A 25,857-nucleotide genomic window follows, 5' to 3' on the forward strand; every position below is an offset into this window, starting at 1 on the left:
ATGGACCGGCCGCGGCGGGGGCTCTGATAAAATTGCCGGCTGATGCCGTCGCCAACCACCTTCCCCTCTCCGCCGCTGCCCAAGTCCGGCCAGCTCCGCGCCTACTGGCGCGCCCCGTCTTCGCCGACTGCGCTGGCCTGGTCGATCGCACGCGCTGCCGAGGCGCATGCCGGCCCGCTGCTGGTGATCGCCCGCGACAACCAGAGCGCGCATCAGATCGAGGCAGATCTGCATGCCTTGCTCGGCGAGCACGCCACGTTGCCGGTGGTGCCGTTTCCCGACTGGGAAACCCTGCCCTACGACCAGTTCAGCCCGCATCCGGAAATCATCAGCCAGCGCCTGGCGGCGCTGCATCGGCTGCCCGCACTGACCCGTGGGGTGGTGATCGTGCCGGTGCAGACGCTGATGCAGCAGCTGGCACCGCTGAGCTATATCGTCGGCGGCAGTTTCGATCTGAAGGTCGGCCAGCGGCTGGATCTGGATGCGGAAAAACGCCGGCTGGAAAGCGCCGGCTACCGCAACGTGCCGCAGGTGATGGACCCGGGCGATTTCGCGGTGCGCGGCGGCCTGCTCGACGTGTTTCCGATGGGCGAAGCCACGCCGTTGCGGATCGAGTTGCTGGACGAGGATATCGACTCGATCCGTGCCTTCGACCCGGAATCGCAGCGCTCGCTGGACAAGGTCGAGGCCGTCAAGCTGCTGCCCGGCCGCGAAGTGCCGATGGACGATGCCAGCGTGGAGCGCGTGCTGGCCTGCCTGCGCGAGCGTTTCGACGTGGATACCCGGCGCAGCGCGCTGTACCAGGATCTGAAATCGGGTCTGGCGCCGTCGGGGGTGGAGTATTACCTGCCGATGTTCTTCAGCAAGACCGCCACCTTGTTCGATTATCTGGACAAGCGCGTGTTGCCGCTGGTCGCCACCGGCGTCTCCCATGCGGCCGATACGTTCTGGGCGCAGGCACAGGACCGCTACGAACAGCGCCGCCACGATGTGGAGCGCCCGCTGCTGACGCCGGACGAGCTGTACCAGTCGCCGGACGCCTTGCGCGAGCGGCTCAACAAGCTGGCGCGCATCGAGGTCTGGGCCGGCGATCATCCGCGCATCGACGAGGCCGCCGCCCTGGGCGACCAGCCCTTGCCGCCGCTGCCGGTGGCGGCAAAGGACGCGCCGGCCGGCCAGGCGCTGGCCTCGTTCCTGGACCATTACCGCGGCCGCGTGCTGGTGGCCGCCGATACCGCCGGCCGTCGCGAGGCCCTGATGGAAGTGCTGGCCGCCGCGCAGCTGAAGCCGGAGGTCGTCGCCGACCTGCCCGCCTTCCTGGCGGCGCCCGCACTGCGCTTCGGCATCACCGTGGCGCCGCTGGAAGACGGCTTTGCGCTGGACACCCCGCAGGTTGCGGTGCTGACCGAGCGCCAGCTGTTTCCCGAGCGCGCCAACCAGCCGCGCCGCAGCCGCCGGGTCGGGCGCGAACCGGAAGCGATCATCCGCGACCTGGGCGAGCTGTCCGAAGGCGCGCCGATCGTGCACGAAGACCACGGTGTGGGTCGCTACCGCGGGCTGATCGTGCTCGATGCCGGTGGCATGCCCGGCGAGTTCCTGGAGATCGAATACGCCAAGGGCGACCGCCTGTACGTGCCGGTGGCGCAGCTGCATCTGATCAGCCGCTATTCCGGCGCCTCGGCCGAGACCGCGCCGCTGCATTCGCTGGGCGGCGAGCAATGGACCAAGGCCAAGCGCAAGGCGGCCGAAAAGGTCCGCGACGTGGCGGCCGAACTGCTGGAAATCCAGGCGCGCCGGCGCGCGCGCGCCGGCCTGGCCCTGCAGGTGGACCGGGCGATGTACGAGCCGTTCGCGGCCGGCTTTCCGTTCGAGGAAACCGGCGACCAGCTGGCGGCCATCGATGCGACGCTGCGCGACCTGGGCAGCAGCCAGCCGATGGACCGCGTGGTCTGCGGCGATGTCGGCTTCGGCAAGACCGAGGTCGCGGTGCGCGCCGCCTTTGCCGCCGCCAGCGCCGGCAAGCAGGTTGCCGTGCTGGTGCCGACCACCTTGCTGGCCGAGCAGCATTACCGCAATTTCCGCGACCGCTTCGCCGATTACCCGATGAAGGTGGAAGTGCTGTCGCGCTTCAAGAGCACCAAGGAAATAAAGGCCGAGCTGGAGAAGGTCGCCAGCGGCGAGATCGACGTGATCATCGGCACGCACCGGCTGCTGCAGCCGGACGTCAAGTTCAAGGACCTGGGCCTGGTCGTGGTCGACGAAGAGCAGCGCTTCGGCGTGCGGCAGAAGGAGGCGCTCAAGGCGATGCGCGCCAACGTGCATCTGCTCACGCTCACCGCAACCCCGATCCCGCGCACGCTCAACATGGCCATGGCCGGGCTGCGCGACCTGTCGATCATCGCCACCCCGCCGCCGAACCGGCTGGCGGTGCAGACCTTCATCACTGCATGGGACAACGCGCTGCTGCGTGAGGCCTTCCAGCGCGAGCTCAGTCGCGGCGGGCAGCTGTACTTCCTGCACAACGATGTGGAGAGCATCGTGCGCATGCAGCGCGAGCTGTCCGAACTGGTGCCGGAGGCGCGCATCGGCATCGCCCACGGGCAGATGCCCGAGCGCGAGCTGGAACGGGTGATGCTGGATTTCCAGAAGCAGCGCTTCAACGTGCTGCTGTCGACCACGATCATCGAGTCGGGCATCGACATCCCCAACGCCAACACCATCATCATCAACCGCGCCGACCGCTTCGGCCTGGCCCAGCTGCACCAGTTGCGCGGCCGCGTCGGCCGCTCGCATCACCGCGCGTACGCGTATCTGGTGGTGCCGGATCGGCGTTCGATGACCTCCGATGCGGAGAAGCGCCTGGAGGCGATCGCCTCCATGGACGAGCTCGGCGCCGGCTTCACCCTGGCCACCCACGATCTGGAGATCCGCGGCGCCGGCGAGCTGCTGGGCGAAGACCAGAGCGGGCAGATGGCCGAGGTCGGTTTCAGCCTGTACACCGAACTGCTGGAACGCGCGGTACGCAGCATCCGCCAGGGCAAGCTGCCGGATCTGGATGCCGGCGAGGAGGTCCGCGGCGCCGAGGTCGAGCTGCATGTGGCCGCGCTGATTCCCGAGGATTACCTGCCCGACGTGCACACGCGGCTGACGCTGTACAAGCGCATCTCCAGCGCGCGCGATGCCGATGCACTGCGCGAATTGCAGGTGGAGATGATCGACCGCTTCGGCCTGCTGCCGGACCCGGTCAAGCACCTGTTCGCCATTGCCGAGCTCAAGCTGCAGGCCAATGCGCTGGGCGTGCGCAAGCTGGACCTGGGCGAAAACGGCGGCCGCCTGGTGTTCGAGGCCAAACCGGCGATCGACCCGGTGGCAGTGATCCAGATGATCCAGAAGCAGCCCAAGATCTACAGCATGGACGGCCCGGACAAGCTGCGCATCAAGCTGCCGCTACCGGAAGGCGCGGACCGCTTCAACGCCGCACGCGGCTTGCTGACGATGCTGGCACCGCGATAAGGCAGCGGCCCGGTCGGTTGCGCCTGCCTTGTGCAGCGCACTCGACCATCTACAACGCAAGGACGCGTCGAACGCGCTGCACTGCCAGCGCCAGGTGACTGCGGTGCAATGCGGCATTTCGACAAACGCCCATCGCCGCGTGCGCTAGCGGTGCATGGCGCACACTGCGTGTTTCATGCATCTTTTTTCAGTAGAGGCCGCGCATGACTCCGGACCGCGTGCATGAAAGACGTCGGCTGACATGCAGCCATCTGTCCTGCGGGACTGTCCAGGACATTGGTGACCTGAGCCTGCTTGCGACAAAGCTGAGCAATTAATGCCCAGGCAGTGATGGCCTTCTCAAATCCGTCACTGCACTGAATTTGGCCTAAATATTCCTGCCACGCGCCGATACCTGCATGGACCGGCGTGATCCCCGTGTGCAGCACTGCCCACGCAAGCCCACGCCGGAGCACCCCTGTTCCGCGTCATGGCACGCATCCGTGCGCCATCGCATCGCTTGAGGCACCCATGATCACGCCACTGTCCGATCTACCCGCACCGCTGACGCTCGCCCTGGAAGGCGAGATGACCATCCGTCGCGCTGCCGAACTCAAGCCGCTGCTGCAGCCGGCCTTGCTGCATCCGGGCGGACTGCGCCTGGACCTGGGGGCGGTCAGCGAGATCGACACCACCGGCCTGCAGTTGCTGCTGGCCACCAAGCAGGCGATCCAGGCCGATGGCCGCCCGTTTTCACTGACCGATTCCAGCCGCGCGGTGGTCGATGTGATCGAGCTGCTGGGCCTGCTCGAAGCACTGTACCCGCATGCGGTTGCGGGTCTCGGCGAACAGATTCATTAAGGGAACGGTGGCGCTCGCATGGACATGAACCAGCTGATGCAGACCTTCCTGGCCGAAAGCCGGGACCTGCTCGAAGACATGGAACGTCACCTGCTCGAAGCCGAGCGTGGCGAATCCTCGCCGGACGCGGTCAATGCGATCTTCCGTGCGGCACACACCATCAAGGGCTCGGGTGGCCTGTTCGACCTGCCGCAGCTGGTCGGTTTCACCCACGTGGTGGAAAGCGTGCTGGACCTGGTGCGCGATGATGCGCTGACGCTGAGCTCGGAACTGATCGCGCTGCTGCTGGTGTGCTGCGACCACATCCATGCCCTGGTGGAAACCGCCGCCGATCCCGCTCACGCCGATGCCGATGCATTGGCTGCCGAGGCCGAGCCCCTGCTGGCGCAACTGCAAACCTATCTGCAGGCCAGCGCCTGCGGAGTCACTGCCACCGCCTTCCAGCACAACACCCCGGAAAAACAGAGCGGTTACTGGCGCATCACGCTGAAGCTGTTCGCCGATGCGCTGCGCTACGGCAACTCGCCGCTCAAGCTGATCCGCAACCTGCGCGGGCTGGGCTCGGTCGAGTCGATCAATACCGATGTCAGCGGGCTGCCAAGCTTCGACGCGCTGGATCCGGAAGCCAGCTACCTCGGTTTCCGGATCCTGCTGCGCAGCGACGCCGACCGTGCCGCGATCGAAGACGTGTTCGAGTTCGTGCGCGAGGACTGCGACCTGGAGATCATCCCGGTGCCGGCACCGATGGACGCCGCCGCGGTGCTTGCAGACGAGCCGGTCGTGACCGCCGCCGCAGCGGCCGCCGTTCCGGCCGCAGCGCCGGCACGCGCACCGCAAGACACCGGCGCCCGCAACTCGGACGCGCGCTCGATCCGCGTGGACGCCGACAAGCTCGATCGCATGATCGACCTGGTCGGCGAACTCATCATCGCGGTGGCCGGCACCAATGCCAACGCGCAGCGCAGCGGCGATGCGCAGTTGCTGGAATCGGCCTCGATCCTGGCCGGGCTGGTGGAAGAGGTGCGCGAAAGCGCCCTGCAACTGCGCATGGTCAAGATCGGCGGCACCTTCAGCCGTTTCCAGCGCGTGGTGCACGACGTGGCGCGCGAACTCGGCAAGGACATCGCGCTGGTGGTGGCCGGCGAAGACACCGAGCTGGACAAGTCGGTGGTGGAAAAGATCGGCGACCCGCTCACCCATCTGGTGCGCAACGCCATGGATCATGGCATCGAGCCGGCGGAGGTGCGCGTGGCGCGCGGCAAGCCCGCCCGCGGCACCGTGGGCCTGAATGCGTATCACGACTCCGGCAGCATCGTCATCCAGATCACCGACGACGGTGGCGGTCTGAACCGCGAGCGCATCCTGGCCAAGGCGCTGGAACGCGGCCTGGTCGAGCCGGGCCGCCAGCTCAGCGACCGCGAGGTATTCGCGATGATCTTCGAGCCGGGGTTTTCCACTGCCGAAAAGGTCACCAACCTTTCCGGCCGCGGCGTGGGCATGGACGTGGTCAAGCGCAACATCACCGCGCTGCGCGGCACCGTGGAGATCGACAGCACCGCAGGCCTAGGCACCACCATCTCGGTGCGGCTACCGCTGACGCTGGCCATCATCAACGGCTTCCAGGTCGGCGTCGGCAAGTCGGTGTTCGTGGTGCCGCTGGACGTGGTGGAGGAATGCGTGGAGTTCGCGCCCGACTACAGCAGCGACTACATCGACCTGCGTGGCAGCGTGCTGCCGTATGTGCGCCTGCGCGCACTGTTCGCGCTCGGCGGCAAGACGCCGGCGCGCGAGAGCATCGTGGTGATCCGCCAGGGTACCCAGCGCTTCGGCCTGGTCGTGGACACCTTGCTGGGCGAATGGCAGACCGTGATCAAGCCGTTGTCCAGGGTCTTCGCACAGGTCAAGGGCATCAGTGGCTCGAGCATCCTGGGCAGCGGCGATGTCGCGCTGATTCTCGACGTGCCCAGCCTGCTCCAGCAATTGCATCCCAACCAGGACGCCCTGGCGGCCTGAGTCACCACACAAGCACTCCCCACATCACCGCCTCGTTCGTTGTTCCCTGACCCCAGGAAGCTGCCGCCATGTCACACCGTCTCCCGATCGCCACGCAGTTGTGGTTCACCGCCGCCCTCGCCCTTGCCTTGCCTGTCGTGGTGGTGGTCGCCGGCTTTGCGCTGACGCTGTCGCACGGCGCCCTGCTCGCCGCCAGCGTCTTGGCCGCACTCGTCAGCGGTGCGTTGCTGTTCCATGCGATCCGCATCGCGACCGGCTCGCTCGAGCTTGCCACCACCACGCTGGATGCATTCGCGCGCGGCAACTTCGCCGTCGCCCTGCCGCAGCTGCGCGACGAACAGGCCTGCGAGGTGCTGCGTGCGCTGCGCAAGCTGCAGAGCGCCATCGCCCAGGTCGACCAGGAGATCAACCGCGTCTGCCAGCAACACGACGCCGGCGAGATCGACGCGCGCATCGACGTGGCACGCTTCGACGGCGACTTCCGCACCATCGGCGAAGGCATCAACCGCCTGGTCGCCAACCATCTCGCGGTCGAGAAGCAGCTCATGGCCTGCGTGGCCGAGTTCGGCCGCGGCAACTTCGCCGCCGAGCTGGAACGCCTGCCGGGCAAGAAGGCCCTGATCAACGAGATCGTCGAGCAGATCCGCGGCAACCTCACCGGCATGGTCGCCGAGGTCGGCCGCATGGCGGCCGAGCACGATGCCGGCGATATCGACGTGGTCATCGACACGCAACGTTTCCCCGGCGATTTCCGCCGCATGGCCGAAGGCATCAATGCGATGGTGGCCAGCCACATCACCGTCAAGAAGCAGGCCATCGCCTGCGTGGCCGAATTCGGCCGCGGCAACTTCACCGCGCAGCTGCCGTTGCTGCCGGGCAAGAAGCGCTTCATCAACGAGACCCTGGAACAGGTGCGCGGCAACCTCACCGGCCTGATCCGCGAGATCAACCACATGTCGGCCGAACACGAAGCCGGCGATATCGACGTGGTCATCGACAGCAGCGGTTTCGATGGCGATTTCCGCAGCATGGCCACCGGCATCAACCAGATGGTGGGCGCGCATATCGCGGTCAAGAAGCTGGCGATGGGCGTGGTGGCCGAATTCGGCCGCGGCAACTTCGAGGCGCCGCTGGCGCAGCTGCCGGGCAAGAAGGCCTTCATCAACGACACCGTGGAGCGTGCGCGCGGCAACCTGCGCAGTATTTCCGAAGTGATCCAGGTGATGGGCGCGATGGCCGACGGCGACCTCACCCACACCGTGGAAGGCCGCTACGAAGGCGCGTTTGCCGACATGCAGCGCTACGTCAACACCACCATGAGCCGGCTGACCGAGATCGTCGATGAGGTCAACCGCAACGCCGAGAACCTGGCCAGCGCCTCCGAACAGGTCAGCGCCACCGCACAGGCGCTGGCCCAGGCCGCCAGCGAACAGGCCGCCGGGGTGGAAGAGACCAGCGCCTCGCTGGAGCAGATGACCGCCTCCATCGCGCAGAACACCGAGAACGCGCGCGTCACCGACAGCATGGCCGCCAAGGCTGCCAGCGAAGCGGCCGACGGCGGCGACACCGTGCGCGCCACCGTGGTGGCGATGAAGGACATCGCCAAGAAGATCGGCATCATCGACGACATCGCCTACCAGACCAATCTGCTGGCGCTCAACGCCGCCATCGAGGCCGCACGCGCCGGCGAACACGGCAAGGGCTTTGCGGTGGTGGCGGCGGAAGTGCGCAAGCTGGCCGAACGCAGCCAGATCGCCGCGCAGGAGATCGGCGAGGTGGCCGGCTCCAGCGTGGACCTGGCCGAAAGCGCCGGCCGCGTGCTCGGCGAGATGGTGCCCTCGATCCGCCGCACCTCCGACCTGGTGCAGGAAATCGCCGCCGCCTCCGAAGAACAGACCGCCGGGGTCAGCCAGATCAACACTGCCGTCGGCCAGTTGAACCAGACCACGCAGTCGGCTGCCGCCAATGCCGAAGAGCTGGCCGCCACCTCCGAGGAAATGAGCGCGCAGGCCGAACAGCTACAGCAGTTGATGGGCTTCTTCCGCCTGGGCAATGGCGGGCGCAGCGCTGGCGCAGGCAACAAGAGCGGCCCACGCCGTGTCGTGCCGGCCAGCCACCCGGGGCCGACCAGCGCACCGCCGCGTCGCACCAACGTGCGCCAGATCGGCGCAGTGGCGGCCACCGCCGATGCGATCGACGAATCGCAGTTCGCCAGCTTCTGAGGACACGACGATGCAACCGCACAGCGCTGCCGGCACCACGCCAACCGCCGTCGCGCCGCCATCGACGGCGCCACGGCAATACCTGACCTTTCTGCTGGGCACGGAGATGTTCGGCCTGGAGATTCTCGGCATCAAGGAAATCATCGAATACCGCACGCCGACCGACGTGCCGATGATGCCGCCGGCGCTACGCGGGGTGATCAACCTGCGCGGCGCGGTGGTGCCGGTGGTGGATCTGCAACAACGCTTCGGCCGTAGCGCCAGCGCGATCACCAGGCGCAGTTGCATCGTGATCGTGGAAATCGTCCATGGCCAGAACCACCAGGTGCTCGGCCTGCTGGTGGATGCGGTGAGCGAGGTGCTGGAGATCGCACCCGACGCGATTGCCGACGCCCCGAGTTTCGGCGCCGGCATCGCACGCGAGTGCATCCATGCGATGGCCAGGATCGGCGAGCGCTTCGTGATCCTGCTCGACGCCGATGCGGTGCTGGGCAACGACGCACTCGCCCAGCTGCCTGTCGCCGACCTGGCAGCCTGACATGTCCAGCCTGCACGCAAGGACTCCCATGCGCCCCACCCTTCTCTCCTGCCGCTGCGCGCTGGACGGCCCGGTACTGGTCGTCGACGACAGCATGGTCCAGCGCGAACACGCGATGGCGCTGTGCCGCCAGCTCGGCGCCGTCGCCGTCGACGGCGCAGTCGACGGCCACGCCGCACTGGCCTGGCTGAGCAGTGCGGTGGCCCCATCGCTGCTGCTGATCGACCTGGAAATGCCGGGCATGGATGGCGTGCAGTTGCTCGATGCGCTGGCACGCGGCAAGTACAGCGTGCCGGTAGTGGTGGTCTCGCAGCGCGGCGGCGCCCTGATCGATGCGGTGATGCAGCTCAGCCGCAGCGCCGGCGTGCGCGTGCTCGGCGGCATCGAAAAGCCGATGCACCTGCAGGACCTGGCCACCGTGCTGGAGTGCGAACCGGGACTGGCCACGAACGCGCCCGCGTTTGTACAGGCGGCGCTGTCGCCGCTGATGCCCGGCGGCGGCGCGGCTGCCTCGCGGCTGGACCGGGCCATGCGCCGCGGCGAAATCCGCGTGGCCTACCAACCCAAGCTCGATCTGAAGGATGGCCGCCTGCGCGGCGTGGAAGCGCTCGCGCGCTGGCGCCGCCCGCAAGGCGACATGATCGGGCCGGACCGCTTCATTCCGCTGGCCGAACGCGAGGGCCTGATCCATGCCCTGACCCAGCAGGTGATCGACCTGGCGGTCGCGCAACTGGTGGACTGGCGCGCTGAAGGCCTGGAGCTGAGCCTGGCGCTGAACCTGTCGCCCAACCTGCTCGGCGAGCAGGGCTTTCTCGAACAGCTGTGCGGCAAGCTGGGCGACAACGGCCTGAGCCCGGCCGACCTGGTGCTGGAACTCACCGAAAGCGCCATCGTGGAGCCGGCCAATGCCTTGAGCATGCTGGCGCGCCTGCGCCTGCATGGTTTCGGCCTGTCGATCGACGACTACGGCACGGGGTTTTCCTCGTTGCAGCGCCTGGCCAGCATTCCCTTCACCGAACTCAAGCTGGATCGCAGCTTCGTGCATGCCGCACATCGCAGCCGCAGTCAGCGCACCGTGCTCGAATCCACGCTGGAGCTGGCGCACCGGCTCGACCTCACCGCCGTGGCCGAAGGGGTGGAAACGCCGGAGGACTGGCGGCTGCTGCGCGAGCTGGGCTGCGATCTGGCGCAAGGCTACCTGATGGGCTCGCCGATGCCCGGGCCGATGCTGTCGGAATGGTGGCGCGAACACGCCGAGCGTATCGCCCGCCTGTGCGGCAATGCACTGCCCAGCGATGCGGATGTCGCCTGACCATGAGCACAGCCACCGCCATCACCGAACAGGAGTTCGGCCGCTTCCAGCGCTTCATCTTCGAAGCGGCGGGCATCAGCATTTCCACCGGCAAGAAGGCCATGTTGTGCGGCCGGCTGGGCAAGCGCCTGCGCGAACACCAGTTCAGCACCTACACGCAGTACCTGCAGTTGCTGGAAAGCCGCCAGGACCGCGCCGAGATCCAGACCGCGATCGACCTGCTGACCACCAACGAAACCTACTTCTTCCGCGAACCCAAGCACTTCGAGCTGCTGCGCAGGCTGGCCGGCGACCATCGCGGCGGCCTGCCGCTGCGCTGCTGGAGCGCGGCCAGCTCCAGCGGCGAAGAGGCCTACAGCATGGCGATGGTGCTCGATGACGCCCTGCAGGGCCGCCCGTTCGAAGTGGTCGGCAGCGACATCAGCACCCGCGTGCTGGCCAAGGCGCGCACCGGGCACTACGCGCTGCAGCGTATCGACGGCATTCCGCAGGCGTATCTGAAGCGCTATTGCCTGCGTGGCCAGGGCGAATACGACGGCACCTTGCTGGTGGAACGCCGCCTGCGCGACCGGGTCAGGTTCGTGCATGCCAACCTCAATACGGCCTTGCCGATGCTAGGCAGCTTCGATGCGATCTTCCTGCGCAATGTGATGATCTACTTCAATGGGCAGACCAAGCGCGAGGTCATCCTGCGCGTGCTGTCCAACCTCAAATCGGGCGGCTATTTCTGCATCGGTCATTCGGAGAGCCTGAGCGAACTCGACATCGATCTGGTCCAGGTGGCACCCTCGATATTCCGCAAGGCCTGAGCCAAGGATCCGCCGTGTCGACCGCCTTCAACCGCCCTGCCGCCAGCCCCATTGCCCGCACCGAAGCCATCAAGGCCATGGTCGTCGACGACTCGGCGGTGGTGCGCCAGGTGCTGGTGGGCGTGCTCAACGACGCCCCCGACATCGAGGTCATCGCCACCGCGGCCGACCCGCTGCTGGCGATCGAGAAGATGCGCAAGCAATGGCCGGACGTGATCGTGCTGGATGTGGAAATGCCGCGCATGGACGGCATCACCTTCCTGCGCAAGATCATGAGCGAGCGCCCCACCCCGGTGGTGATCTGTTCCACGCTCACCGAAAAAGGCGCACGCGTCACCATGGACGCCCTGGCCGCCGGTGCGGTGGCCGTGGTGACCAAGCCGCGCCTGGGGCTGAAGCAGTTCCTCACCGACTCGGCCGAGGAACTGGTCACTACCGTGCGCAGCGCCGCACGCGCCAACGTCAAACGGCTGGCTGCGCGGGTTGCCGCAGCGCCGCTGGAAGCGGAGGTCAAGCACACCGCCGACGTGATCCTGCCGGCGCAAAGCGGACGCGCGCTGGCGCAGACCACCGAGCGCATCGTCGCCATCGGCACCTCCACCGGCGGCACCCAGGCGCTGGAAGAAGTGCTGACCGCCCTGCCACGCGTCTGCCCCGGCATCGTGATCGTGCAGCACATGCCGGAGAAATTCACCGCCGCCTTCGCCGCGCGCCTGAATGGGTTGTGCCAGATCGCAGTGAAAGAAGCCGCCAACAACGACCGGGTGATGCCGGGCCGCGCGCTGATCGCGCCCGGCGGCAAGCACCTGCTGCTGCGCCGCAGTGGCGCGCAATACTTTGTCGAAGTGATGGAGGGCCCGCCGGTCAACCGGCATCGCCCATCGGTGGATGTGCTGTTCCGCTCGGCCGCGCGCGCGGCCGGCAGCAATGCGCTGGGCATCATCATGACCGGCATGGGCGACGACGGCGCCGCCGGGCTGCTGGAAATGCGCCAGGCCGGCGCACGCACGGTGGCGCAGGACGAACACACCAGCATCGTGTTCGGCATGCCCAAGGAAGCGATCAAACGCGGCGGTGCCGACCGCATCCTGCCGCTGGGCGCGATGGCGCGCGAGATCGTGACGCAGCTGCAGTAGCGCGCCGCACGCGCAGACGGCGGAACTACAACTGCGACTCCAGCGGCAACCAGCCCATCACCGCCGCCGCACCACGCCGCCACACGCTCGCGGCCGGCTCTTGCGACCACACCTCGGGTGGCTGCGCTGCATCGTCGTGCCAGCGCAGCGCGCCCTGCTCCAGGGTCACGCGGTAGCTCAGCGGCGCACTGATCTTGCGGTTGTAGACCTGCTCCAGCTGCGCGGCCACTGCGCGGTCGTCGAACAGCAGGCCCATCTCGGTATTGAGGTTCATCGAGCGCGGATCCAGATTGAACGAGCCGATGAAGCCGCTGCGGTCGTCCACTACAAACGCCTTGGTGTGCAGGCTGGCGCCGCTGGAGCCGAACAGGCTGCCGTCCGGCTTGCCCATCGGCTTGAGCTCGTGCAGGCGCACGCCCTGGGTGAGCAAGGGCACCCGGTAATCGGCATAGCCGCTGTGCACGGCAACCACATCGTTTGCCGCCAGCGAGTTGGTGAGCACGCTGACGCGCACGTTGCGCCGACGCAATGCGCCGATCCAGCGCATGCCCTCATCGCCCGGCACGAAGTACGGCGAGATCACCTTCAGTTCGCGCTGCGCATGCGCCATTTCGCCGAGCAACACCGGCGTCATCCAGTCCGCCTGCGGCGATGCGCCCTCGGCCTTTTCCGGCGGATCGGAAACGATGCGCGCCTGGTCCAGCCAATGCACCTGGCGCTGGCCCTGCGTCAACGCCTGCACGCTCGGCGACTGGTGCAGCCACTGCACATACGGATGCGCGCGTGCCGATTCCAGGCCGGCATCCAGGCTGCCGCGCAACGCATCCAGTGCCTGCGGCTGTGCGCTCACCAGCGCAGCCAGCGGCAGGGCATTGGGGCTGTTCCAGTACGCATCGAAGACCTGCTCGGCCTGGCCCACCGCAGGCCCCATCAAGGCCGCATCCATGTCCGTGAAGTTGGTCTCGCGCGCCGCATCGAAGTATTCATCGCCGACATTGCGGCCACCCACCACCGCCATCCGGCCATCGGCAATCCAGGCCTTGTTGTGCATGCGCCGGTTGATGCTGAACATGCGCAGCACCATCTCCACGCCGCGCATCAGCGTGCCTTCGCGCGCACGGGTGGGATTGAACAGACGGATCTCGATCATCGGGTGGCTGTCCAGCGCCGCCAGCACCGAATCGCTGCCATGGATGTTCATGTCGTCCAGCAGCAGGCGCACGCGCACGCCGCGATCGGCCGCATGCAGCAGTTCGTTGTGCAGCAGGTTGCCGGTGAAGTCCGCATGCCAGATGTAGTACTGCAGATCCAGGCTGCGCCCGGCCGCACGCGCGGTGAGCGCACGCACCGCAAACGCATCGACATTGTCGGGCAGCATCACCATGCCGGTCTGGCCGGCATGTGCCTGCTGCAGCGGCGCGACCACCTGATCGATCGGCGTGGCGATTGCCGTGGCAGGCAGCGCGTGGCTCACCGCACCACGCTGACGATCGGCAAAGCGTCCGTAGCCGTACAGCGACAGCACGCTGCCCAGCACCAGCAGCAGTGCACCGATGCCGATCCATGTGATGATTTTTTGCTTTGTCACTGCCGCCCCCGTGTTGCAGAGCGCGGCAGTCTAGACGCTGCACCTGTCTCTGGATGTGCAGACGCAAGCGCACAAGCGAGCTCGACAAACCCGAAAACAGCCGGTTTTCCAGCACGGACCGTCGCAACAGTCCGCACCGGATGCGATGCCGCTTACCAGATCGCCACGCGCTCCTTGTCGCCACGCACCATCGCATCGCCCGGCTTGCACTGGAACGCCTGCGCAAATGCCGGCATGTTCGACGGCGCGCCATTGGCGCGGAAATTGGCCGGCGCATGCGGGTCGGTGTTCAGGCGCACGCGCAATTCGCCGTCGGTGAAGTTGCGCCGCCACACGGTGGCCCAGTTCATGAAGAAGCGCTGGTCCTGCGTATGGCCATCGATCGGTTTGTTGGCCTCTGGCTGTTCCTTCAACGCCATCTGCAATGCATCGAAGGCCACGGTCAAGCCACCCAGATCGCCGATGTTTTCGCCCAGGGTCAGCTTGCCTTTGACGTTGACGCCAGGAATCGCCTCGTAGCCGTCGAACTGCGCCACCAGCTGGTCGGTGCGCTGGGTGAACAGCTTGCGGTCCGCATCGGTCCACCAGGTGGCGAAGTTGCCCTTGGCATCGAACTGGCTGCCCGAGTCGTCGTAGCCATGCATCATCTCGTGCCCGATCACCGCGCCGATCCCGCCGTAGTTCAACGCCGGGTCGGCCTTGGGGTCGAAGAACGGCGGCTGCAGGATCGCCGCCGGGAACACGATCTCGTTGCGGGTGGCGTTGTAGTACGCATTGACCGTCTGCGGGGTCATATGCCACTCGCGCTTGTCGACCGGCTTGCCGATCTTGTCCAGCATGTAGTGGTAGTTGAAGGCCTGCGCGGCCTGCATGTTGGCCAGGAATCCGTCACCGCGGGTCTCCAGGCCCGACCAGTCGCGCCACTGATCCGGGTAGCCGATCTTGGGCGTGAAGCTGGCCCACTTCTCCAGCGCACGCTGCTTGGTGTCCGCGCTCATCCAGTCGAGATTTTCCAGCCGCGCCTTGAGCGCCGCCGACAGGTTCTGCACCAGCTGCTGCATCTGCTGCTTGGATTCGGCCGGGAATGCGGACTGCACGTACAACTGGCCCAGGGCCTCGCCCATCGCCTCGTTGACCGCATTCAAGGTGCGTTTCCAGCGCGGCAGCATGTCCTTTTGACCGCGCAGCGTCTTGGCATAGAAATCGAAGTTGGCCTGCTCGAACGGCTTGGCCAGGTATGGCGCCGCCTCATCCACGCTGTGGAAGCGCAGGTAGGCCTTCCAGGTCTCCACCGGCGTATCGGCCAGCATTGCATCGAGCTCGGCGAAATACCCCGGCTGGCTCAGCGAGAACGTTCCCGCCGGCACCTTGAGCGCACTGAAGAACGCCTGCCAGTCGAAATGCGGCGTCACCGCATTGGCGCCGGCCACATCGACCGGGTTGTAGCGCTTGGCCGGGTCGCGCAGTTCGATCCGCGACAGCGAAGCGGCGGCCAGGCGGGTTTCGAACGCCATCACCGCCTTGGCCTGCGTGGCCGCCTGCGCGGCGGGAATGCCGGACAACTCCAGCACGCGCGCGATGTAGGCCACGTATTGCTCGCGGATCCTGGCCTGCGCCGGATCGGTGTAGTAGCCCTTTTCGGGCAAGCCCAGACCGCCCTGGCCTGCGTAGGCGATCATCTGTTCGGAGTGCTTGTAGTCGGCATTGGCGCCGAACGAGAACAGGAAGCCCTGGCCCCTGGCATAGCTGTCGCGCAACCATGCGGCGATGGACGGCGCATCGGTCAGCGCATCGATCGCCTTGAGCTGCGGCTGCAGCGGCGTGATGCCGGCAGTGTCGATCGCCGCTTCGTCCGAGCCGGTGCGCCACAGGTCGGCGATCTTGGCATCCACCGAGCCGGCCGACAGGTTGCCGCGCGCCAGTTGCTCCACCAGCGCGTGCTGGATGGTCAGCGAACGCTCGGCCAGCACCTCGAAACTGCCCCAACTGGTGCGGTCCGATGGCACCGGGTTGGCCTTGAGCCACTTGGCGTTGACGAAGCCGTTGAGGTCCTGGCACGCATTGATGGCCGGATCCAGGTCGTTGATGCCGAAGGCCACGATCGGCGCGTCGAGCTTGGACACATCCACCCTGGTCGGCGCGGCCGGCGTTGCGGCCGGTGCCGGCCTGGCGGTGTCCTCGGAGCCGCCACACGCCGGGAGCGTCACCGCGATGGCCACCGCAAGCGACAGTGGCGCAAATTTGCTCAACATCTTTCCATTCTCCAAGGCATGCGACCGCGTCGTACGCGGTCAAAAAAGTAGGCAAGCAGCACAGGCACAGCAACCGCACAATCATTCAACGCAATGGCACCGCAACGCCCCGCTGTGCGCTGCCGCGTGCTATCGGAGAGCACCACACCCACAGCGCACTGCGCCTCGCCTGGGCACGCGCGTGCCACCGCTGTTACCGCCGCAACAGCCACCCAGCCGCCGACGCAGCAGCGCGCCATCGACTGCGATCATTTGCGACCGTAGACCGGCGCCATCAGCAGATACACCGGATACGCCAGCGCCATCAGCACCAGCGCGACCTCATGCCCGGAGGCTGCCTCCGCCCAGGCTTGCATGTGTCGCGCCGGCCCCCAGAAACCGAACGCCAGCAGCGCCACACCCACGATGCCGACCAGCAGCGCCAGGCCCAGCGCCGAGGCGGACACGCTGCCACGGGCCAGCAACGCGAACGCAGCGCTGCCACCGCCCAACAACAGCCCCAACGTCACCAGGTACGCACGGCAGTAGGTGGCACTCATCTGTTGCCTGTTACGTTTACCGGACATCATGTCCTCCCTGCAGGACCGCGCGCAGGCGCGCCTGCCCTTCAACGTGTTGCGCGCGTTGATCGTGTCGGCACGCACCTGGTCTGCATCCACCAGCAGGCGCGCAGGCGTGTCAGCTCCGCACGCGTCGTTCAAACGTGCGCGGCGAAATCCACGCCACGCTGCGCGCCATGCGCGCAACGCGGCTGGCGGATGCGGCGATTACTTCGCCTTGCCCTGGTTGGCCACTGCGTCGGCGGCACGCTTGGCCGCTTCCGGGTCGCCCAGGTAACGGAAGCTCTGCACCTGCAGGGTGTCGTCCAGCTCGAACAGCAACGGGATGCCGGTCGGGATGTTGAGCTCCAGGATCTGCTCGTTGGAGACATCGTTGAGGTATTTGTACAGCGCACGCAGCGAGTTGCCGTGCGCGGTCACCAGCACGGTCTGCCCGGCCTTCAACTGCGGTGCGATCGCGTCGTGCCAGTACGGCAGCACGCGCACCAGCGTGGTCGCCAGCGACTCGGTGCCGGGCAATGCATTGCGGTCCAGCGTGGCGTAGCGACGGTCGTGACACGGATGGCCCGGATCGTCGACGTCCATCGCCGGCGGCGGGATGTCGTAGGAACGGCGCCAGATCTTGACCTGTTCCTCGCCGTGCTTGGCCGCCGTCTCGGCCTTGTCCAGCCCCTGCAGGCCACCGTAGTGGCGCTCGTTGAGGCGCCAGCTCTTGGACACCGGCAACCAGTCCTGATCCAGTTCCTTCAACGCGCCCTGCAGCGTGTGGATGGCGCGCTTGAGCACCGAGGTGTGCGCCACATCGAACTGCAGCCCTTCGTCCTTCATCAGCTTGCCGGCCGCAGCGGCTTCCTGGCGGCCTTGCTCGGTGAGTTCCACATCCACCCAGCCGGTGAAACGGTTGTCCAGGTTCCATTGGCTCTGGCCATGGCGCAGCAGTACGAGTTTACGGGTCACTACGGTTCTCCGATTGGGGGCCGATCAGCCTGCGATTGTAACGGCAGCCAGCGCATCGCAGGCGTGCACGATATCGCCACGGCCAGCGCGCGATGCTGCGGCCATGCAAACGATCGATCCTGTCTTTGCCGGTTGGGATGGCAGCGTCATCCAGGCGCGACGGTTGCAACAGCAACTGGCGCAGCGCGTGCTGCTGCAGGACCAGCTCGGCGCAACACCGCAGCTGCTCGCCGGCTTCGACGTCGGCTTCGAAGACGACGGCCGGACCACGCGCGCGGCCGCCGTGCTGCTGGATGCAGGCACGCTGATGCCGCTGGAAACGCATATCGCGCGGGTGCCCACCTCGATGCCCTACGTGCCGGGCCTGCTCAGCTTTCGCGAGCTGCCGGCCTTGTTGCAGGCACTGGCCCTGTTGTCGCGCCGCCCGGATCTGGTCTTCATCGACGGCCAGGGCATCGCGCATCCGCGCAGGCTCGGCATCGCTGCGCACTTTGGCGTGGTGACCGGCCTGCCCAGCATCGGCGTGGCCAAGCAACGCCTGGCAGGCAGCTTCGTCGCGCCGGATCCCGAGCGCGGCGCGCATAGCCCGATCCTGCTGGGCGGCACGCAGATCGGCTGGGCGCTGCGCAGCAAGCCACGCTGCAATCCGCTGATCGTCTCGCCGGGCCATCGCGTCTCGATGCAGGGCGCGCTCGACTGGACGCTGCAGACCCTGCGCGCCTATCGCCTGCCCGAGCCCACGCGCCTGGCCGATCGGCTGGCCTCGCGGCGTGGCGGGATCGCCCTGGGCAGCAACATCTCTGGAGAGCTGTTCTAGCGCGCGGCAGCGATGCGGCCGAGCTGGCGTGCGTCCGCATCTGCCGCATGCCACCGACCATCCCGGCACGTCCGCACGCGCCGGCGGCCGGCGCGCCACGTAACGACTCCGCAAGCAGTGTCGCGGTGGGCACCGATCTGCCATCGTCCGCGCCCAGCGCGTGCGTCGGTTGCCGACACATGCGCGAGCGGTCGCGCGTTCGGCGGGGGAGCGCTCCGGCGACGACTGAACTCATCTGGCCGGAGATGTCCCCGCTGCCGTCAGCGCAGCAGCTTGCGACACGCCGCTCGCCGGCGGTCGTGCAACCGATCCGCCAGCCATGGAAGGCCGTTGCCCGTTCCCGTGCGAGCTACTGCCCCGGGACGGTCTGGCCTGCCCAGGTCTCGAAACGGGAGTGCCGGCGCGCACGCGCGATTGCACGCGCGACTGCGAATTGCGCTTGAGTCTGCAGCCACACCTGTGGTAGTGATGACTGCATAGGTCGGGGACAGGTTGCGTGCGGGCACAGCCGGGCGGGGAGCGCACGGGCTGATGCCGCGACACGGTCGACAACGCTGTCCCTGCGCAGACATCCAACGCCGGGGAACACTTGAATGAAGTCCGCATCCTGCCTTGTCGGCCTGAGCCTGCTGCTGGCCGCCGCTACCGTTCACGCCCAGACCTCACCGGTCTGCCCGCCGCTACCGCCAGCCGCCGGGCTGCAGTGGAACGAGCTCGCGGGCGCTGACTACCTGGTCTGCAAGGCCATGACCGCCGACGGTCGCCAGGTGTTCGGCGTGATGCTCACCACCCGCGACCCGGCGATGACGCTGGCACGCGACCGCCGCGCGGAGAAAGGCCAGATCCAGCAGGAAGACATCTACTGGTACAAGCTCGACCTGGGCGGCCGGGAGCTGCCGGGCATGGAATCGCGCCGCGTCACCGTCGTCGAGCTGGGCAAGAAGCGCTACGCACAGCTCTGGATCGACGGCGCCAGCAGCGAGGAACTGGCCTCGATGCAGTCGCTGGTGCAGAACATGGATCTGCAGCCGGCCAGCCTGGCCCTGCAGCGCTGACGCAACTGCCAGTGCAGCGCCTTGCATGCCGCCTTGCCGCTGCATGCAAGGCGCGCCGGTTGCCCGCATGCCGTCGTGTACCCGGCGCGGCTGCGCGGCTCTCAGATGCTCACTGCAACCCGTGACACGTCGCCGTCGGCCTGCACGGCGGTATCGGCCCGCGTCTGGCCGGTGAGCCACCGCTGGAGCGGGCAGGTGTCGGCGATCTCCAGCAGGCGATCGCGCATGCCGCGCTCCCGGGCGCGACGCCGCCGGCTCAGAACCGCCCTTCCTGGAAGTCGACAAAGGCCTGCAGCAGCTCCTGCTTGGTATTCATCACGAACGGGCCGTGCCGCATCACCGGCTCGTTGAGCGGACGGCCCGCCACCAGGATCAGCTGCGCGCCGTCGGCACCGGCCCGCAGCGTCAGGCGCTCGCCGCCACCGAGCACCGCCAGTTCCTGCGCCGGCAGCACACGCGCGGCATTGCCCTCGCCCACCGTCAGCGCGCCCTCGAATGCGTAGGCGAAGGCGTTGTGGCCGCTGGGCAGCACGTAGTCCCAGGCCGCATCCGGTGCCAGTGCGATATCCAGGTACACCGGTTCGGTGGCCGGCTGCACGATCGGGCCGCGCACCTCGCCCACCGCACCGGCAATCACCTTGACCGTGACACCGGGCGCCGGCTGCGCGACCGGAATGCGCTCCGGTGCGTATTCCTGGTACCTGGGGTCGGTCATCTTGTCGCGCGCCGGCAGGTTCACCCACAGCTGGAAGCCGCGCATGCGCCCGGATTCCTGCTCGGGCATTTCCGAATGGATCAACCCGCGCCCGGCGGTCATCCACTGCACGCTGCCCGGGGTCAGCAGGCCTTCGTTGCCGTGGTTGTCCTTGTGGCGCATGCGCCCGTCCAGCATGTAGGTCACCGTCTCGAAGCCGCGGTGCGGGTGGCTTGGGAAACCGCCGATGTAATCCTCGGCCTTTTCGGTGCCGAACTCGTCGAGCATCAGAAACGGGTCCAGATCCGGCAACTGCTGGGTGCCGATCACGCGGATCAGCTTGACCCCGGCGCCGTCGGAGGTGGGCAGGCCACGGATGGTGCGCAGCACATGTGCCGCTGCGGTGGTGGTGGTGACGCTCATCGACCTCTCCCTGCGCGAATGACTGGCTCCCATGATGGGTACAGCCGGCGCGCGGCCCAACCGCGACCGGCGCAACCGATCGTTCCAAAACCCGTTGCCGCTGCCTATCGATCCGGCATCTGGCGATAGACGCTCTACAACTAAAGTTTTACCCCGCCCCGGAACGGCGCCATTGACCCCGGGCGGGCGGAGGGCGACCCTTGGGTGAATCGTTCCTGAGGGGCATGCATGAAAGGGTTCTCGAAGCTGGCCTGGGGCGCGTTGGCGCTGCTGGCCGCGTTCTGTCTGGGTACCGTGGCGCTGCGGCGTGGCGAGCACATCAATGCGCTATGGATCGTAGTGGCGGCGGTATCGATCTATCTGATCGCCTACCGCTTCTACAGCCTGTTCATCGCCGACAAGGTGATGCAGCTGGATGTGACCCGCGCCACGCCGGCGGTGGCCAACAACGACGGCCTGGACTACGTGCCCACCAACAAGCACGTGCTGTTCGGCCACCATTTCGCCGCGATCGCCGGCGCCGGGCCCCTGGTCGGCCCGGTGCTCGCCGCACAGATGGGCTACCTGCCCGGCCTGCTGTGGCTGGTGGTCGGCGTGGTGTTTGCCGGCGCGGTGCAGGACTTCGTGGTGCTGTTCCTGTCCAGCCGCCGCAACGGCCGCTCGCTGGGCGACCTGGTGCGCGAGGAAATGGGCCAGGTGCCCGGCACCATCGCCCTGTTCGGCGCCTTCCTGATCATGATCATCATCCTGGCGGTGCTGGCGATGGTGGTGGTCAAGGCGCTGGCCGAAAGCCCGTGGGGCATGTTCACCGTCATCGCCACGATGCCGATCGCGCTGATGATGGGCGTGTACATGCGCTACATCCGGGTCGGCAAGATCGGCGAGATCTCGGTGGTCGGGCTGATCCTGTTGCTGGGTGCGATCTGGCTGGGCGGCAAGGTCGCCGCCGACCCCACCTGGGGCCCGGCCTTCACCTTCACCGCCAAGCAGATCACCTGGATGCTGATCGGCTACGGCTTCGTCGCCTCGGTGCTGCCGGTGTGGCTGCTGCTGGCACCGCGCGATTACCTGTCCACCTTCCTCAAGATCGGCACGATCCTGGCACTGGCGATCGGCATCGTGGTGGTCATGCCGGACCTGAAGATGCCGGCGCTGACCCAGTTCGCGTCCACCGGCGACGGCCCGGTGTGGAAAGGCGGCATCTTCCCGTTCCTGTTCATCACCATCGCCTGCGGTGCGGTCTCCGGCTTCCACGCGTTGATCGCCTCGGGCACCACGCCCAAGCTGCTCGCCAACGAAGGCCACATGCGCTACATCGGCTACGGCGGCATGCTGATGGAATCGTTCGTGGCGGTGATGGCGCTGGTGGCCGCATCGATCATCGAGCCGGGCATCTACTTCGCCATGAACAGCCCGGCCTCGCTGGTCGGCAGCGACACGGTGGCCGTTGCGGCCAAGGTGTCCGAATGGGGCTTTGCGATCACGCCCGAGGTGCTGGAAGCCACGGCACGCGACATCGGCGAGCACAGCATCCTGGCGCGCGCCGGTGGCGCGCCCACCCTGGCGGTGGGCATCGCGCAGATCCTGCACCAGCTGCTGCCGGGCGAAGACACCATGGCGTTCTGGTACCACTTCGCGATCCTGTTCGAAGCGCTGTTCATCCTGACCGCCGTGGATGCCGGGACGCGTGCGGGCCGCTTCATGCTGCAGGACCTGCTGGGCAACTTCATCCCGGCGCTGAAGAAGACCGAATCGTGGGCCGCCAACATCATCGCCACCGCCGGTTGCGTGGCCTTGTGGGGGTATCTGCTCTACACCGGCGTGATCGATCCGTTCGGCGGCATCCAGACCCTGTGGCCGCTGTTCGGCATCTCCAACCAGATGCTGGCCGGGATCGCGCTGATGCTGGGCACGGTGGTGCTGTTCAAGATGAAGCGCGACCGCTACGCCTGGGTCACGCTGGTGCCGGCGGTGTGGCTGCTGATCTGCACCACCTATGCGGGGCTGATCAAGATCTTCGACAGCAACCCGGCGCAGGGCTTCCTGGCGCAGGCGCACAAGTACCAGGATGCCATCGCCAGCAACACCATCACCGCGCCGGCCAAGACGGTGGCGCAGATGCAGCAGATCGTCACCAACGCCTACGTCAACACCGGGCTGACGGTGCTGTTCCTGTTCGTGGTGGGATCGATCCTGGTCTACGCAATCAAGACGATCGTGATCGCACGTCGCAATCCGCAGCGCAGCGACCGCGAGACCCCGTACGTGGCCTTGCAGCCCCACCAGATGGCGGACCTGTAATGGGCACCCAACTCGTTCTTGCCAGCCAGTACCAGGTGCATCGCCGCATCTGGCGGCGCCTGATCCAGACCGCCCGCCTGTGCTGCGGCATTCCCGACTACGACAACTACGTGCGCCACATGCTGGAAAAACACCCGGACAAACCGGTGATGGACTACCCCACCTTCTTCCGCGAGCGCCAGGATGCGCGTTACGGCGGCAAGAGCGGGTTCCGCTGCTGCTGATTGGACGAGTGTCTGATCAGCGAGTGGCCGATCGTCTAGTGGAACCGCAACAGGGCGCGATGCGAATCGCGCCCTGTTGCGTTGATGGCTTGGGGTTGGCCGCAAGGGGGCCTCTCGCACTCATCACCGCAGACACGCCGCAAGGCCGGGCGGCTGATGGCCGGCCTTGCCGATGGATCAGTTGCAGAGCGGGTGATCGGCGGCCTGGCTGCAGGGCCATTGCTCGCCCACCGCTGCGGGACAGGCCGCGAGGCAGAGCGGCTGATGGACGGCCTTGCGGATGGATCCGTTGTAGGGCGGGTGATCTGCGGCCTGGCTGCAGGGCCCTTGCCCGCCCACCGTCGCGGGACACGCCGTGAATCCGTCCATGGAGGCTCTTACGCGGCATCCATGCCGCGTAAGGTCCCGCGACGGTAGGCGGGCAAGGACCCGTCAAGTTGGTCGGTGCGCATGGGAGAGCGGTGCTGGATGCGCCTTGTTCGATCATGAAACATCGGCTTCATGTCTTATGCGCGCCGCACTACAGACAGCTTTTCAAACGAGTGCCGACCAACTGTCTGGTGCGGTGTCCTCGCCGGTTGCGGGACCGTGTGGCGGCATGGATGCCGCCACCGAGCCTACATGGACGTACTTGCGGCGTGTCCCGCAAGCGGTGAGGGCGCCGCGCCCTCGACTCACCGGGCTTTTGATCTGGGCTTTTGATCTGGGCTTTTGACGCGAGCTTTTGGCTGCACTCAAACCACGCCACGGCTCAACAGCCCTGTCATTGCAAATCGATTGCACGATCTGGCCGGATCGGTTGAACAACGAGATGGCTGCGACTTCGCCAACATCGACACCGCATTCAAGAGATCTTGTCAGCGGCTCAGCCAGCGCGCTTTTGCGCGAGCAATTCGAACAGCGCAGGCAAATCGCGCATATCGTCGAACACCTCCAGCACACCGATCCGACGCAAGGTCTCGCCGTGTCCCAGCGGAATATGGCTGGCACCGGTGAAACCCAGCACCTGCATGCCGGCCGCCAACGCGGCAGTGGCGCCGGTGGGGCTGTCCTCGATCACCAGGCAGCGCTCCGGCGCAACGCCCAGGGTACGGGCCGCCAACAGGTAGACATCCGGCGCCGGCTTGGGCCGCTCCACCATATCGGCACTGAAGATGTTGCCCGCCGCGCGCGCGGTGAGCCCCACCCGTTCGACCGAGGCGATCACATTGTGGCGGCGGCTGTTGGAGGCCACCGCCAGCGGCAACGGAATCTGTTCCAGCGCGGCGCGTGCGCCGGGAATCGGCTGCACCTGCGCCTGGATCAAGGCTTCGCTGCGCGCTTGAATCTGTGCCAGCAAGGTGGCTGGCAACTGCACCAAAAAATGTTCCTGCACCCGCAGCAACACCTCACGCGTGGTCTGCCCGAACGTCGTCCCGAGCAGATGCTCCAATGCCTCGGCCGGCACGAAGGCCGCCAGCGCCTCGCGCATCACCCGGTCGGCCAGTATTTCGCTGTCGACCAGCACGCCATCGCAGTCGCTGATCAGTAATTCGTAGACCATTGCACCCATCTGCTCGCAAAGCACCATTATGCCGGCCGCGTCGTGACCGTTGGCTGTGGCAGAGTGCATCCGCGTGTGAGACCCAGCGTGGTGCATCGGCACCATGCAGGCACCGCTGCGACGGGCGGCCTCAACGGCTGGCGCTGCAGGCGCCGGTACATGTCACGAAATCTTACCGCGCCTCGCCGGGGCAGCTGGTAGGATCGGCCCGGCTGCGGAAGGACACACCGCAGTGCCACCAGGAATGCGATCAGGACAAGGAGATTTCGATGAAGACGCGATTCCCCACCCTGCTCGTTCTTGCGACCTCGTTTTTCGCGGTCTCATGCACCGCCTCGCCCGGTGCCAAGGAGCAAACCACCATGTCAGCTACGCTGCAGGACCACACCGTCGCCTTCCGCGACCCCGGCCTGACCGATATCGCCAACGCCATTGCGCACGGCGACGTCGCCCGAATCGGCGCACTCGCACCGACAGTCGATCTCGCCGCACACGGCGATCAGAACGTCACCCTGCTCGAGTGGGCGATCTGGAACGAACAACCCCGTGCCCTGGCCGCCCTGCTCGATGCAGGCGCAGACCCGTCGTTGCCGGGCATGGACCAGGAAACGGTCGTGCACATGGCCGCCATGGCGCAGGACCCGGAGTACCTGAAGATCCTGCTGCAGCACAAGGCGCCGATCGACGTGGCCAGCGCACGCGCAGGCTGGACACCGCTGTTCCGCGCCGTGCAGAGCAAGCGCGATGCACAGATCGGCCTGTTGATCGACGCCGGCGCAGACCTGCAGCGTATCGACAACACCGGCAACAGCGTGCTGCACCTGGCCGCCCAAAGCGGCGCGGCGAGTCCGGCAGTGCTGCACTTGCTCAAGGCCGGCGTGGATCCGACGCTGCGCAACGCGCAGCAGAAAACCTTCCAGGCGTATTTTTTCACCACTCCGGACCGCCTGCTCAATGCCGCCGGCCAGCAGGCCAGGTCGGACGTGCGCGCATGGTTGAGCGCCCACGACATTCCCGTGGAAAGCAGCCGCTAAGCGGGCTTTTCGCACGACGAACGCAA

The 25,857-nt window shown here is 66.9% G+C and carries 20 protein-coding genes; 13 read left to right on the top strand and 7 right to left on the bottom strand.

The genetic code is table 11. The annotated features are described in order from the left end of the window. Nucleotides 1–42: 42 nt before the first annotated feature. The 8 genes from mfd (at nt 43) to C0541_RS08135 (ending at nt 12,383) form a co-directional block, all read left to right on the top strand. Nucleotides 43–3,513 (top strand): transcription-repair coupling factor, encoded by a 3,471-nt coding sequence (mfd, locus tag C0541_RS08095; protein ID WP_115047470.1) that lies wholly within the window; start codon nt 43–45, stop codon nt 3,511–3,513. A 510-nt stretch (nt 3,514–4,023) separates the two neighbouring features. After that, entirely contained in the window at nt 4,024–4,353 is a 330-nt protein-coding gene (locus C0541_RS08100) for an STAS domain-containing protein (RefSeq protein ID WP_115047472.1), read from the top strand. Between the two features lie 18 nt (nt 4,354–4,371). Then, the gene (locus tag C0541_RS08105) at nt 4,372–6,366 is read left to right on the top strand and encodes a chemotaxis protein CheA (RefSeq protein WP_115047474.1); all 1,995 of its coding nucleotides are present in this window, start codon (nt 4,372–4,374) and stop codon (nt 6,364–6,366) included. Nucleotides 6,367–6,434: 68 nt separating this feature from the next. Next, nucleotides 6,435–8,588: a methyl-accepting chemotaxis protein gene (locus C0541_RS08115; protein WP_161959968.1), complete on the top strand. Its 2,154-nt coding sequence runs from the start codon at nt 6,435–6,437 to the stop codon at nt 8,586–8,588. Nucleotides 8,589–8,598: 10 nt separating this feature from the next. Then, complete coding sequence (locus C0541_RS08120) at nt 8,599–9,126, top strand: chemotaxis protein CheW (RefSeq protein ID WP_115047477.1); 528 nt, start codon at nt 8,599–8,601, stop codon at nt 9,124–9,126. A 28-nt stretch (nt 9,127–9,154) separates the two neighbouring features. Continuing rightward, the gene (locus tag C0541_RS08125; RefSeq protein WP_115047479.1) at nt 9,155–10,438 is read left to right on the top strand and encodes an EAL domain-containing response regulator; all 1,284 of its coding nucleotides are present in this window, start codon (nt 9,155–9,157) and stop codon (nt 10,436–10,438) included. 2 nt (nt 10,439–10,440) lie between these two features. Then, nucleotides 10,441–11,247 (top strand): CheR family methyltransferase, encoded by an 807-nt coding sequence (locus C0541_RS08130; protein ID WP_115047481.1) that lies wholly within the window; start codon nt 10,441–10,443, stop codon nt 11,245–11,247. Continuing rightward, entirely contained in the window at nt 11,244–12,383 is a 1,140-nt protein-coding gene (locus C0541_RS08135; RefSeq protein WP_161959998.1) for a protein-glutamate methylesterase/protein-glutamine glutaminase, read from the top strand. The genes C0541_RS08130 and C0541_RS08135 overlap by 4 nt, the downstream gene beginning before the upstream one ends. A 25-nt stretch (nt 12,384–12,408) precedes the next feature. Here the strand turns inward: C0541_RS08135 and C0541_RS08140 are convergent, their stop codons facing one another. From C0541_RS08140 to gpmA, 4 genes are all read right to left on the bottom strand, one after another. Then, nucleotides 12,409–13,971, bottom strand: a complete 1,563-nt coding sequence (locus C0541_RS08140; protein ID WP_115047486.1) for a phospholipase D family protein — start codon at nt 13,969–13,971, stop codon at nt 12,409–12,411. Nucleotides 13,972–14,123: 152 nt separating this feature from the next. Next, a complete protein-coding gene (locus C0541_RS08145; RefSeq protein WP_115047488.1) occupies nt 14,124–16,223 on the bottom strand; it encodes a M13 family metallopeptidase in 2,100 nt (699 codons plus the stop codon). 248 nt (nt 16,224–16,471) lie between these two features. Continuing rightward, a complete protein-coding gene (locus tag C0541_RS08150; RefSeq protein ID WP_115048129.1) occupies nt 16,472–16,789 on the bottom strand; it encodes a hypothetical protein in 318 nt (105 codons plus the stop codon). Nucleotides 16,790–16,990: 201 nt separating this feature from the next. Beyond that, a complete protein-coding gene (gene gpmA / locus C0541_RS08155; protein WP_115047490.1) occupies nt 16,991–17,740 on the bottom strand; it encodes a 2,3-diphosphoglycerate-dependent phosphoglycerate mutase in 750 nt (249 codons plus the stop codon). A 103-nt stretch (nt 17,741–17,843) separates the two neighbouring features. Between gpmA and nfi the strand changes: the two genes are divergently transcribed. Further along, complete coding sequence (nfi, locus tag C0541_RS08160) at nt 17,844–18,557, top strand: deoxyribonuclease V (protein ID WP_115047492.1); 714 nt, start codon at nt 17,844–17,846, stop codon at nt 18,555–18,557. Between the two features lie 593 nt (nt 18,558–19,150). Further along, the gene (locus C0541_RS08165) at nt 19,151–19,612 is read left to right on the top strand and encodes a hypothetical protein (protein ID WP_115047494.1); all 462 of its coding nucleotides are present in this window, start codon (nt 19,151–19,153) and stop codon (nt 19,610–19,612) included. A gap of 101 nt (nt 19,613–19,713) precedes the next feature. Here C0541_RS08165 and C0541_RS21475 read toward each other — a convergent pair whose 3' ends face one another. After that, entirely contained in the window at nt 19,714–19,839 is a 126-nt protein-coding gene (locus tag C0541_RS21475; RefSeq protein WP_274519094.1) for a hypothetical protein, read from the bottom strand. A gap of 29 nt (nt 19,840–19,868) precedes the next feature. Next, nucleotides 19,869–20,729: a pirin family protein gene (locus C0541_RS08170; RefSeq protein WP_115047496.1), complete on the bottom strand. Its 861-nt coding sequence runs from the start codon at nt 20,727–20,729 to the stop codon at nt 19,869–19,871. A gap of 228 nt (nt 20,730–20,957) precedes the next feature. Here C0541_RS08170 and C0541_RS08175 point away from each other — a divergent pair, with 228 nt between their 5' ends. Both C0541_RS08175 and C0541_RS08180 read left to right on the top strand, forming a co-directional pair. Continuing rightward, a complete protein-coding gene (locus C0541_RS08175) occupies nt 20,958–23,030 on the top strand; it encodes a carbon starvation CstA family protein (protein WP_115047498.1) in 2,073 nt (690 codons plus the stop codon). Continuing rightward, nucleotides 23,030–23,254 (top strand): YbdD/YjiX family protein, encoded by a 225-nt coding sequence (locus tag C0541_RS08180; protein ID WP_016904074.1) that lies wholly within the window; start codon nt 23,030–23,032, stop codon nt 23,252–23,254. Before C0541_RS08175 ends, C0541_RS08180 begins: the two co-directional genes overlap by 1 nt. 865 nt (nt 23,255–24,119) lie before the next feature. On the opposite strand, the gene C0541_RS08190 is transcribed toward C0541_RS08180, so the two are convergent. Then, a complete protein-coding gene (locus tag C0541_RS08190) occupies nt 24,120–24,824 on the bottom strand; it encodes an HAD family hydrolase (protein WP_161959999.1) in 705 nt (234 codons plus the stop codon). A 242-nt stretch (nt 24,825–25,066) separates the two neighbouring features. On the opposite strand from C0541_RS08190, the gene C0541_RS08195 reads away from it, so the two are divergent. Beyond that, nucleotides 25,067–25,831 carry an ankyrin repeat domain-containing protein gene (locus C0541_RS08195; protein ID WP_161959969.1) on the top strand — a complete coding sequence of 255 codons (765 nt, stop codon included), beginning with the start codon at nt 25,067–25,069 and terminating at the stop codon, nt 25,829–25,831. The last annotated feature ends 26 nt before the right edge of the window (nt 25,832–25,857 follow it).

Origin of the sequence: Xanthomonas arboricola, from assembly GCF_003353015.1 — a bacterium.
Lineage (GTDB): Bacteria > Pseudomonadota > Gammaproteobacteria > Xanthomonadales > Xanthomonadaceae > Xanthomonas > Xanthomonas arboricola_E.